Source organism: Vicinamibacterales bacterium, from assembly GCA_036012125.1.
Taxonomy (GTDB): domain Bacteria; phylum Acidobacteriota; class Vicinamibacteria; order Vicinamibacterales; family UBA823; genus UBA11600.
In genome coordinates, this window is record DASCOS010000005.1 from 105,616 (window position 1) to 117,839 (window position 12,224).

The 12,224-nt window shown below is 55.5% G+C and carries 9 protein-coding genes; 5 read left to right on the plus strand and 4 right to left on the minus strand.

All coding sequences use genetic code 11. The features are described 5' to 3' along the window. Positions 1-6: 6 nt before the first annotated feature. Positions 7-2,397 (minus strand): DUF5916 domain-containing protein, encoded by a 2,391-nt coding sequence (locus QGH09_02805; protein ID HJO17116.1) that lies wholly within the window; start codon positions 2,395-2,397, stop codon positions 7-9. A gap of 178 nt (positions 2,398-2,575) precedes the next feature. Here QGH09_02805 and QGH09_02810 point away from each other — a divergent pair, with 178 nt between their 5' ends. From QGH09_02810 to QGH09_02830, 5 genes are all read left to right on the plus strand, one after another. Continuing rightward, a complete protein-coding gene (locus tag QGH09_02810) occupies positions 2,576-3,388 on the plus strand; it encodes a c-type cytochrome (GenBank protein ID HJO17117.1) in 813 nt (270 codons plus the stop codon). After that, entirely contained in the window at positions 3,385-5,034 is a 1,650-nt protein-coding gene (locus QGH09_02815) for a PQQ-dependent dehydrogenase, methanol/ethanol family (protein HJO17118.1), read from the plus strand. The genes QGH09_02810 and QGH09_02815 overlap by 4 nt, the downstream gene beginning before the upstream one ends. 115 nt (positions 5,035-5,149) lie before the next feature. Further along, the gene (gene ggt / locus QGH09_02820; GenBank protein HJO17119.1) at positions 5,150-6,841 is read left to right on the plus strand and encodes a gamma-glutamyltransferase; all 1,692 of its coding nucleotides are present in this window, start codon (positions 5,150-5,152) and stop codon (positions 6,839-6,841) included. A gap of 85 nt (positions 6,842-6,926) precedes the next feature. Continuing rightward, the gene (locus QGH09_02825; protein ID HJO17120.1) at positions 6,927-7,679 is read left to right on the plus strand and encodes a Bax inhibitor-1/YccA family protein; all 753 of its coding nucleotides are present in this window, start codon (positions 6,927-6,929) and stop codon (positions 7,677-7,679) included. A 104-nt stretch (positions 7,680-7,783) separates the two neighbouring features. Next, the gene (locus QGH09_02830) at positions 7,784-8,848 is read left to right on the plus strand and encodes a M48 family metallopeptidase (protein ID HJO17121.1); all 1,065 of its coding nucleotides are present in this window, start codon (positions 7,784-7,786) and stop codon (positions 8,846-8,848) included. A gap of 58 nt (positions 8,849-8,906) precedes the next feature. Here QGH09_02830 and pdxH read toward each other — a convergent pair whose 3' ends face one another. The 3 genes from pdxH to QGH09_02845 form a co-directional block, all read right to left on the minus strand. Then, positions 8,907-9,569 (minus strand): pyridoxamine 5'-phosphate oxidase, encoded by a 663-nt coding sequence (pdxH, locus tag QGH09_02835; protein HJO17122.1) that lies wholly within the window; start codon positions 9,567-9,569, stop codon positions 8,907-8,909. Between the two features lie 186 nt (positions 9,570-9,755). Next, entirely contained in the window at positions 9,756-11,861 is a 2,106-nt protein-coding gene (locus QGH09_02840; protein ID HJO17123.1) for a M3 family metallopeptidase, read from the minus strand. A 16-nt stretch (positions 11,862-11,877) separates the two neighbouring features. Then, the coding region (locus QGH09_02845; protein ID HJO17124.1) for a hypothetical protein at positions 11,878-12,224 on the minus strand (347 nt) is incomplete at its 5' end.

Below are 12,224 nucleotides of genomic sequence, written 5' to 3' on the forward strand. Positions count from 1 at the left end.
CAGTGATTACATCCTGAGCAACTTAGTGAATTTGACGACAAAACCGCGGTTCGCCATTACAGGGAAGCCGCGGCGGTTCGTCTCGCGGCCTTCACTGTAGACGACGAACAGGTCGCTACCCGGCTGGTATTCCCAGCGCAACCTGACGTTTGTACTAATCGACTCACTATTGGAGTTGTACTGGACTAGCGTCGCGACAAGTAGCCGCGTGGTCAACGTGTAGTTGACGCGCGTGCTGGCGAGTTTCGTGTTAAATGATCCCTGCGGCAAGTCGATCCAGTTAACCTGAACACGCGGCTCAAACGATAACTGCGGTGACACCTCAACCCGGCCGTTCACATTAACGATGGTGCGTTCGCCGCTAAAGAATCCGCCTCGGGAAACATAAACACTACCCGGGACCCGGCGGCTGGCGCCCAGCCGATAGTTCACCCTGAAGTTACGAAAGTCGTATCCGCCAATCGGTAGTGTGACACCGTCACTTATCGTGAATTCTTCGAACAGCGCCTCGTGTTTGTCTGACGCATCAATACTGAACCTATCAGTATTTTCAAACTCGATCTCAAATCGTGCACCCAGGTCACGGGACTCGAGGGTGCCGGTTGACTCGTTCGCAATGTAGTCAACATCTCCGCGGAACTGGAATCGACGGATCGTGCGGATTGACGTCGGCCTTGGCGTGAACTGCACTGACGCGCGGTTCTGTCGGAAGTCGTCCCGACGAACGAACCCAATTTCTGGGTTGAAGTTGTCGCCGACGACCAAGTGCGCATAGCTGAAGCCGTAGCGGTCACCCTCATTTCGGATGGTTCCCGCGTAACTTGTATCGCTTCCGGTGAGCCCAGGCGTTTTCGTTTGAGCGTAGTAGCCACCGAGGTTTAGGTTCTCGAAGAACGAGAAATTGACGTCAACGCCGTAGGACTGGCTGGCCCCATCGCCTTTGAGAGATTCCGAGCGGTTGGTGCCCATAAACCCGATGGAACTCCGGCGGAAAATATCGCGCCGAATACGCACCACCGAAAAGTTGGTCGCTTGGGCGCCAAGGCTGGTGTCTTCCGCGGTTTGGACGTTCAGTAGCCCCAGGGTGAACGCGCCGGCACGACCGGTTACCCGACTTCCCGCCCGGATCGGCACCTCGTTTCTACCACTGATACCGATCTGCCGGCTGAAGAAGAGGATAGGTGTATCGCTACCTCCGGGCGAACCACTCCATCGCCGGCCGGTCGAAGCGCCACCAAACGAGAAAATCCCCTGACCCTCAAGGAAGAATTCTCGCTTTTCCGGGAAGAACAGGCTAAACCGTGTCAGATTAACCTGTTCGTCGTCGTCCTCCACCTGGGCAAAGTCAGTGTTCACGGTGAAGTCGGCGGTTAAGCCCTGTGTCAGGCCGTACTTTCCGTCAAAACCGACATCACGTGAGAAATCGTTGACGATAGTGTTGCTGGAGTTACGGATGCCGGTGGTGCCGGAAATCGCGTAAGGCTTGAATTCGAGAGTGCGCGAAATCCCTGGTGTCTGGAGTCCAACCAGTGTTGCGGCCAGTGACAGCCGGAACTGCGCCATGTAATGAAGCGACCGTGGCATCGCTGTAATAAACGAGTCTTCATTCTTCCACTGCACACCGCGCCGGACGTTAATTCCCCATACCTGATCACGACCCGGGCCATAGCGGAGTGATTTAAACGGGATGACGGTTTCTACGGTCCACCCTTGGTCGAATCGCGAGGTTCGAACATCCCAGACGGTGTTCCAGTCAGAGTTGAGTTGACGCTCATCGCTGATGAGACCATCGCGCAATGCACCCAGCGGATTGGTCTGAAAAAAGTAGCCGTTGCGGCGGTCGTAGAATGTGTCGATCGTGAGCGTGAAGTTGTCATTTTGGCCGATCTTATTGCCGTCGCGGCGCATGTCGTTAGCGATCATTCGAGCGGGTTCGGAGTCCCAATTGCGGCCGGCCACATAGAGGTTGCGGTCGTCAAAGAAAATCCAGACCTCGGTCTTCTCGGTAGCAGGGACATTTTCCTGGGGTTCCTGCATGATGAAGTCAGAGATCGATTCGACTCGCGAGTAGATTGGCTCATCGAGGCGACCGTCGATCACAAGCTCCTCACCCACGCGAACGGCTCGAATGGTAACCCGCCCGTTCTCGTCCCTACTGACCACCCTCGGCGGTACTGGCGGAGCGGGTCCGTCGAACGTTCCTGGTAACTCCCCAGTGAACGTACCGTTTTCGTAGACACCTCGGGTGTCGTCTACTTGTTGCTGAGAAGTTTCAGACTGGTTTTCTGAAGCTGGTTGTTCGGCTGCTGCCGGGGTGCTCATCAGACATAGAATGAGGAGCGCTACCCTGGCCAGCCGGGGTGAATATGTTGTGATCGGAGTCGGGTAAAGCCACATGGTCTCAATGATTCTATCGTGTATTGTGAGTGAAACATACAGGGGTAATATCCATGGACAGCTTGTTACTTCTGGTTGGAGGCGTTGGTAGTGAGAAACAAGGTTCAAATATTTCGAAGCGAGAAAATTCGGTTATGCTGTTGGTCCAACAAGATAGCTACTTCCGAAAGGATGCGCCATGTTTCGCCTGCAAGGCATAAGTGTTGGTCGAGTTGCACTCATTGTGTCGGTGTTTTGGATAGGGTCGAGTGCCAACCTAGCGGCTCAAGGTGGCGACAACCCGCACGCGTCACTTGAAGATGTTGAGACTGGCGAGCGGCTGTTCCAGATACATTGCAGCCGATGCCACGGCATCGATGCGGAAGGCGACGATGGACCCAGCCTTCGCCGGGGCAGGTTCCGGAGAGCTCAGAGTGACGCTGGCTTATTTCGGGTGATTTCTGAGGGAGTAGCTGACACTGGAATGCCACCGATCTTCCGGCGTCGGACAGACGAGTCAGTGTGGCAGGTTGTTGCATACCTCCGTTCGATCAATCAACGTCCAGAGGATATTTTGCTCCCAGGTGATGCCGAGGTTGGCCAGCGTCTGTACGCAGGTGCAGGGAGGTGTACCACGTGTCACATGATCGCTGGTATGGGTAGTCTGCTAGGTCCTGACCTGACCTTTGTAGGCGACCGGCGTTCACCGGATGAGCTACGGGCTGACCTCCTTGAGCCCGACCATGAGGTGGCGCCGCGTTGGTGGTCAGTGCGCGTAACCTACGCCGACGGTCGGAAGCTTGAGGGCATCCGGATGAACGAGGACACCTATTCTTACCGGCTCCTCGACGCTGACGAGAAGCTGTGGTCAATCGCGAAGAGGGACCTCCGTGAGAGCCAGCGTATCGAAACCTCAACGATGCCGAGCTACGATGACCAGCTCACGGTATCTGAGGTTGATAACTTAGTTGCCTATCTATTTTCGCTACGAACCAGGGAGAGTGCACCATGAGACATCATGTGCCCATCGCGTTGTCTGTGTTCCTGCTGGTTGTTGCTGCTGGACGCGCATACGAGGCGCAGCAAGCAGATGGGTCCAATGGTCCGGTCCCCGCGTTCACACCGGTGAGCTATGAGCGTTTACTGCACTCGGATGATGAACCAGAGAACTGGCTGATGTACTCCGGCCAGTATAGTAGCCAACGCTTTAGTTACCTCGACCAGGTTACGGTGGCGAACGCCAATCGCCTTCGCGTTAAGTGGGTTTATCAGCTGCAAGACCTTGATCGTGCGGAAACGACACCACTGGTGGTTGACGGCATCATGTATGTCACAGAGTCGCCAAGCACGGTGATCGCGCTCGATGCACGGACTGGCCGCGTCTTTTGGCGATACGAACACGAGTTACCAGAAGACCTGAACTATTGCTGTGGCAGGAACAACCGTGGCGTGGCGGTAAGTGGTAGCCGGCTATTCATGAGCACGCTCGACGCACACCTCGTTGCACTCGATGCGCGAACTGGCAACATACTCTGGGATACCCAAGTTGCCGATGCGGCGATGGGCTATAGCAAGACCGCTGCGCCGCTGGTCGTCAAGGACAAGGTGATTACTGGCATAGCAGGTGGGGAGTTCGGTATCCGTGGCTTTCTTGATGCCTATGACCTTGAAACAGGTGAGCGCATCTGGCGTTTCTACACAATTCCTGGAGAAGGCGAGCCCGGTAACGAGACCTGGGCGAACGATTCTTGGAAAACCGGAGGGTCTCCGACTTGGATGACTGGCTCCTATGACCCCGAGCTCGACCTCGTCTATTGGGGCACCGGCAACCCTGGGCCAGACTGGAACGGTGAAGTTCGCCTCGGAGACAACCTATATTCAGATTCAGTACTTGCGCTCGATCCTGATACGGGCGAACTCGTCTGGCACTTCCAGTTCACACCGCACGACGTGCATGATTGGGATGCGACACAAATTCCGGTACTAGCTGACGTCGAGTTCGATGGCCGGATGCGCAAGCTGATGCTCTGGCCGAACCGGAACGCCTTCTTCTACGTGCTGGATCGTCAGACGGGCGAATTTCTCCGCGCCACGCCCTTCGGCAGGCAAACATGGGCTGAGAGGATTGGGGAAGATGGCCGCCCGATTCGCATCCCGAACATGTTTCCGAGCGCTGAAGGCACACTTGTCTCGCCACCGATTGAAGGGGCGGCTAACTGGTGGTCACCGAGTTTCAGCCCACGGACAGAGTTGCTATACGTGATGGCGTATGACAGCGAACAGATCTATTTCATCCGCGAGGACGAATATGTACCCGGTGAAAGCTTTACGGGCGGCGGCGGGCGGCGTCTGCATCCACGAGAAAAATATTACAGTGCAGTACGCGCCATCGTGCCTCAGACTGGAGAGATTCAGTGGGAGTACCCCGTCCAACCCCGGTCGTCTTCGGGCATACTCACGACTGCTAGCGACCTTCTCTTCGGTGGGACGGTCGATGGGTACTTCTTTGCGCTCGATGCACGCAACGGTGATGAGTTGTGGGTTATGAATGTCGGTGGCAGGATCCACGCTGGGCCGATGACTTATGCAACTGCCGGCGAGCAGCGCGTCACCGTCGCGGCTGGTAACACAATCTTTACATTCGGGTTGGAAGAGTGAAGAACCGCTGCCGCTGCTCAAAAGAGGCCTCCGTCTAGTCCGTTCAAGTCGGCGGCCAGTGATTTTGGCTCACGGCAATAATTTCTTTCCGACTGTTATGCGCGAGGAGAATCTGATGCTCTGTGCTTCTGTCCGTACGGTTCGAAGACTCAGCTTGGTGTGTGTTTTAAGCTTGGCCGTTGCTACGCCAGGTGTTTTGGCTCAGGACCAACGCAATGCTACTGGTGCGTACGGTGTGGTTGTGTCGCGCTCGGTCGAGGCAAGCGACGTCGGCGCGGAGATCCTCGAACAGGGGGGTAACGCGGTCGATGCAGCCATTGCGACAGGTTTTGCTTTGGCCGTGACATATCCCTCGGCCGGCAACATTGGCGGCGGTGGTTTTATGTTGGTCCACCCCAGTGATGGACGCGATCCTGCTTTTGTTGACTACCGTGAGAAGGCGCCGCTTACCTCCACAGCGGACATGTACATTGATGGAGGTTCTCGGAAGAACCACAGGTGGGTTGGGGTGCCAGGCACCGTCGCTGGCTTTGTCCTAGTGCACGAACAATTCGGCACCCTGCCGTGGAAGGATTTAGTGATGCCTTCAGTGCGGCTTGCCGAAGATGGATTTGTGTTGAAGAGCCTAGCCCAGGGTCTCAACCGAGCCGTAGAGCGATCCGAGAACGACGAATTCAAGAGGGTCTATGGCAAGGGGGGGGGCCAACCTTGGCAGGCCTCCGACCGCTTGGTTCTTTCCGACCTCGGCAGCACTTTGCGCCGCATTGCCAGATGGGGCAACGATGGCTTTTATGTAGGAGAGACAGCGGACCTGCTGGTTAGTGAGATGGTTCGGGGTGATGGTTACATTACTCAGAATGACTTGTCTAGTTACGCTGCCGTCATTCGCGAGCCGATTCGTACTACCTTTCGCGGCAATGAGATCTTTTCCGCGCCACCGCCTAGCTCAGGTGGAATTGCACTCACCATCATGCTCGGCATACTTGAGAATTTCGATTTGAAGTCGAAGGGCCGTTGGTCACCAGAGACCGTGCACTTAATTATCGAATCGATGCGTCGCGCCTACGCCGACCGTGCCCGGCACCTCGGCGACTCTGACTTCGTTGAAATCCCTGTTCACCTAACAACTAAAGGCTATGCCCGCGAGTTGGCCGCATCGATTGACCCTCGCCACGCCACCATGAGTGAGAAACTTGGTCCTAGGCTGACCGAGGTTGAAGAAAGCCAAGAAACTACGCACTACTCGGTGATCGACCGAACAGGCATGGCCGTGTCGAACACCTACACGCTAGAACAAGGCTATGGCTCTGGCGTGGTCGTAACAGGTGCTGGTTTTCTCCTCAACAATGAGATGGGTGACTTTAATCGGAATCCCGGGGTGACGAATCGGCAAGGGAGCATCGGCACGTCTGCTAACCTTATTGTGGCTGAAAAGCGCATGCTCAGTTCGATGACACCGACAATTGCCATCCGCGACGGTAAGGTTGTAATGGTGACTGGCAGCCCCGGTGGACGGACCATTATCAACACTGTTCTCAATGTTACGTTAAACATCCTTGAGTTTGAGATGAGCCTACGGGATGCCGTGGATGCCCCGCGCCTCAATATGCAATGGTTTCCTGACCGTGTTGGCTTCCAAGGCTTCGACGACCCTGAGTTTACTGACCTCGTGAAGCAATTGACCGTGATGGGACACCGTGTGGCCAGTGGTGGAGGCGGCGACGCCAACTCCATTCTTGTCAAGGACGGACTGTTCATCGGTGCTGCGGACAACCAGAATGGTGGTGCCTCCGCGGCGCGACGATAATGGAAGAACAAAAGAACGCGTGTTGATTCTTATGACTTTAGTTTAACGAAAGAGCGAAGACTGCATCAATTCAGGAGTACACAAGATGTCTGCTCACCTTGCCCTCCGTTCAGGCAACCCGGCACTTAGCGCCAACACCTTCACCGCAATTCCGCACGTAGTAGGCCAAGAAGTGATGACGATCGGTGGAACCGTCAACAAGACCGCAATGGCATTGGCCATCCTCTTCATTACAGCCACCTACGTTTGGGGACAGGGCACCGCCGGCACACTCCCCATGGGCCTGGTCTGGGGCGGCTTTATCGGTGGCTTTATCGTTGCAATGGTGACCGTCTTTAAGCACGCCTGGGCACCCTACACCACACCACTCTATGCGGCGTTCGAAGGGGCGGCGCTCGGAGGCATCTCGTTTATCTTCGAGCAGCAATATCCTGGGATTGTTAGCCAGGCGATCTTTCTTACGTTCGGCACACTCGGCGCACTTCTCGTGGCGTATCGTTCAGGAATCATTAAAGCTACCGAGAACTTTAAGTTGGGTGTAGCTGCTGCGACCGGTGGCATCTTCCTGGTGTATCTCCTTAGTTTCATCGTTGGGTTTTTCGGCGTTGAGGTGCCCCTGATCCATTCCAGTGGCACCTTTGGTATCCTCTTTAGCCTCTTTGTTGTCGTTATTGCGGCGTTAAATTTGGTGCTCGACTTCGACTTTATTGAGGAAGGTGCCGAGCGTGGTGCGCCAAAGTACATGGAGTGGTACGGCGCTTTCGGTCTTCTTGTCACCCTCATCTGGCTCTATCTAGAAATCCTCCGCCTCTTGGCCAAGTTACAGAGCAGGAGATAAGTGGCATAGGGGCTACATCGTCAGTTTTATTAGGCTCGATGGTTGATCTTTTGTACGTTGGCATTTGTAGGACTCCGCTCGCCGTTTCGAGTATGGTGTGAGGTGTGATCGGCCTCCCCGAACTACTGCTCATCGTCCTCATCATTCTGCTTGTTTTTGGTACTACCCGCCTGTCGCGTGCCGCCGAAACTACTAAGGCAGCCGTTAGGGTTGGTAAGAGGCGGTTCTGGGTCACGAACCCAGTGACGGGCGAGAAGGAACTAACCCTGATGACCGCCGAGAAGGAATTGGCCCTTGGGCAGCGAAGCGATGCTGAGGTTCGTCAAAAATGGGGTCTCTACGAAGATTCTCGCCTTCGGCAGTACGTCCAGGAAATTGGTCTCCGCGTGGCGCGTGCGTCGGAGCAGGCCAAGCTGTCTTGGCATTTTAGTATCGTTGACGATTCAGCGGTGAACGCCTTCGCGGCTCCTGGCGGCTACGTCTACATCACACGTGGCTTGCTTGCTTACTTAGGGACCGAGGCGGAACTAGCCGGAGTCCTCGCGCACGAGGTTGGTCATGTCAATGCACGCCACACCGCTAAGCGCTACACGCGCGAGCATGGGGCGCAGGCTGGCCTCTGGCTGGTCCGAGTCTTCTGGCCAGCGGCCCGGACTCTCAGTGGTTGGGCAGACAAGGGTCTTGACATGCTCTTTCTTAGGTACGGACGCGATGCCGAGTTGGAAGCCGACAGCCTCGCCTTGGGCTATATGGCCAAGTGTGGCTGGGATCCAGCGGGTTTGCCGGATGCACTCAGTACTCTCGGCCGCCTTGGGGATGCCCACGGCGAAAACAATATTCCCTGGCTTTCGACGCACCCGTCGTCGCCCGACCGGGTGGCTGCACTTGAAAACTTGATTACTCGCTTGAAGACACAGCAGGCCGATACGGGCCGTGACACGTATCGTCACTATATTGAGGGACTTTCTTTTGGTGCCGGGCCTTCAGGTCGGATTGGTTTTTATGTCGTGCGTGACGGTGATAGCTGGGAGGCGATTACTAAAGATGTCGGACGCGGAAAGGCTGACCCCAGAATACTCGCCATCTTGAATGGCTACCCCATGGGCAAACAGCCAAGAGCGGGGGAGGAAATTAAAGTGGTGTTGACTACATCGACCATGGCCCAGTAATGGAATCTTGATACAAGAAAACGGTCTGACGCGCAGTGCTACCACCCGTATTCCCGGATCACGGGTTTAGGCGTGTGACCTTCCAGCCGCTATCTTCGCGTTCGTATAACAAACGATCATGTAGCCGGTTTGCCCGACCTTGCCAGAACTCGATCCGTATCGGCCTGACGATATATCCACCCCAGAAGGGTGGCAACGGAACGTCTTGACCTTTAAATTTCTGGTCGAATTCCGTCGTTCTACGAACGAGCTGGTCATAGCTGTTGAGTGAGGCACTCTGCGTGGATGCCCAGGCACCGATCTGACTTCCGCGTGGGCGGGTTCGGAAATATTCGGTTGATTCCTCTTGGCTAGTACGTTCGACACTTCCTTCAATCCGTATCTGACGTTGCAACATGGTCCAGTAACAAATAAGCGCGGCACACGGATTTTCCTCGAGATCGCGGCATTTTCGACTGTCGTAGTTAGTGTAGAAAATGAAACCGCGGGTGTCGAAGCTCTTGAGAAGAACAATACGGGCTGAGGGAGCCCCGTCTTTTGAAGCTGTGGCGAGGGTCATTGCCTCGGGTAGGGCAACGCCAGAAGTCTTGGCGTGTTGGAACCACTCACCGAAGAGACGAAAAGGGTCAAGCCCAGCTTCTTTCTCAGTAAGACCGTGAGTAAGGCTCTTTATGCCTTGGCCGAGAGAGAACACGAGACGAAGTTTGGCGAGTAGCGACATAGGTGCAGCAACACGAAACCACCATTCTAGACCAAACTGAGCACATAGCCCTCGGTCTACCCACGATGGAACGAAATCCTGTGCGACCTGTTTGAGCGAGTGAATTTGAGACCGGTGGTGACAAAAAGGCAGCTGACGACCCCCGACCCTAGTGGATCGTCTTGCTAAAGACCAGCATGCAGGGGTCTATTTTTTCAATCCTGAATGCCGTAGCAGCGCTGCTGTGTCGGGCTCACGGCCCCGGAACGCAGTAAAGACCTCCATGGCGGGTTGACTACCTCCGAGGCTCAGTATGGTGTCACGAAATCTTCGACCGATTCTAGCGATGGCCTGTTCGTCGTCGAGCCCTGCTTCCTCAAAGGCGACGAATGCGTCTGCGCTCAGGACTTCGGCCCATTTGTAGGAAAAGTATCCTGCAGAGTAACCACCGGAAAATATGTGCGTGAAGCTGCAGAGGAATCGGTCCTCAGGGAGTGGTGGCAGGAGACTTGTCCTCGCGGCGATTCCTCGCTGTATATCGAACGCATCACGATCGCCATCGGGTTCGAAGGTGTGGTGTAAGGCTAGGTCGGTGAACCCGAAATGGAGTTGACGCAGCATGAGGCCGCCGGCGCGGTAGTTACGCGCTGCACAAATCTTGTCGTAAAGCGTGTCGGGAAGCGGTTCGCTGGTTTCGTAGTGTCCACTGAGGCCAAGCAGTGTCTTTCGGTGATAGCACCAATTTTCCATGAACTGGCTAGGCAACTCAACAGCGTCGTGTTCGATGTTGTGGATACCCGAGGCGAATCCGTAGTCCACCTGCGTCAGCATGTGCTGTAGTCCGTGGCCGAATTCGTGGAATAGTGTCTCGACCTCTCGGAACCGCATCAGCGACGGTTTTCCGTTCACGGGCGGGCTCTGGTTGCAGACCAAATACGCAACTGGCAGGCGTGGACCTCCATCAGGGTTGCTGAAGAGACGGCTGCGACCTATACACTCATCCATCCAGGCACCACCGCGTTTTTCGCCAGGCCGGCTGTAAGGATCAAGGTAAAAGGCTGCGAGCGGCTTTTTATCTTCACCGATCACCCGAAAGAAGCGCACGTCAGGGTGCCACACGGGTGCTTCGCCATCTGCTTCTTGAATTTCAACCCCGAAGAGCTGTTTGGCCAGTCCAAACATACCGTCGAGAACGCGGGGGAGGGGAAAGTACTGCCGAAGTTCTTCCTCGGAGAAGTCGTAACGCTGCTCTCGCAAACGTTCAGCCCAGAAAGGTAGGTCCCAGTGCGCCAGTGCTTCCGGGCAGGCCGTGGCTTTCGCCAAAAATTCTGGGTGTGCCTTGGCGAACTCGCTAAGGTCGTCAAGGTCCCGGTGGGCGGCATCGAATGACGCGACCCGTAATTCCTCGAGAAGCTTCTCGACCGCGTCGACACTCGCCGCCATTTTGGTTGCGATGCTCAGTTCGGCGTGGGTCGCGTAGCCGAGGAGATTCGCGGCCTCACGTCGCAGTTGCAGAATCCTATTGATAAGTGTCGCGTTGTCAAGGTCACCTTTGGAAGCTCGTGTGATGTAAGCCCGATACAGTTCCTCGCGCAGGTCGCGCCGCCGGCTGTGTTGTATGAATGGTTCAAAGCTTGGCTGGTCAAGCGTAATTCGCCAAGGCCCATCAACCGACGTGGCATTCGTTTCTCCAGCGTCCCGCGCCGATTGTGCCGCTAGTTGCAGTGCGCTATCTGGCAGGCCAGCAACTTCGTCGGCCTCCCGGAGCGTCTTTGAGAAGGCCTTAGTTGCGTCGAGCACATTATTCGAGAAACGCGTCGACAGTTCCGCTAACTCGGTTTGGATCTCGTTAAACCGTTCGCGTGCTCTGCCATTAAGTCCTACACCAGTGAGTTTCGCGTCGCGGATCAACAGCGTGACGATTCGTTGTTGACTACGATTGAGTCGGTTCCATTCGTCACCGTCACGCAGCGAGCATAAGGCATCGAAAATTGGTCGGCTTTGACTGATACGGACCGAAAAGCGAATGAGTTTTGGTTCAACCTCCGCGTACGCAATACGCAGCGCCTCGCTATTTGCCACACCAGTCAGGTGCGAAACCACCCTCCACTGGGCAGCCAATTCCTCATCGATCCGTTCGAGTGGCTCGACTAGGTCTGCCCAAGTTGGTTTTGATGCGCGTTCGAGTTCAAGTAGCTGGGTACTGAGTGTTGCTAGGAGCTTCTCTATGCCCGGCTCGACATGTTCAGGCTTAATGAGGTCAAAACGAGGCAACAGGGCCTCATCGAACAGTGGATTCGTCGGTTCGGGCATGCAACCAGAGACTTCGTTACGAAGAGGGTTCTTCCTGCGACAGCCTTCGGAAGTACTCCTCAATTAGGTCGCGGAAACCCGAGGGCACCTCGTCTGAGCCGGCGAGGAACAGTGGGTTAGTGTCCTCACCTTCGTTTTCGCGCCGTAACCGGTACTCGAACCGCTTCAGGTTTTCGTTGACGAAAGTCTGCAGTCTAGCGATTTCATCGGCGTCGGCGTAAATCCGTTGGTCATCGAACTCTCGCAGGGCTTGAATAACAGCATCGAGATCATCCACGGTAACGCCCTGCTGCTCGAGAAGTTGCCTGAGTTTTTGGGCATCCATTGCCTGTTCTCGATATTCACGGCTAAACTGTCGGACCT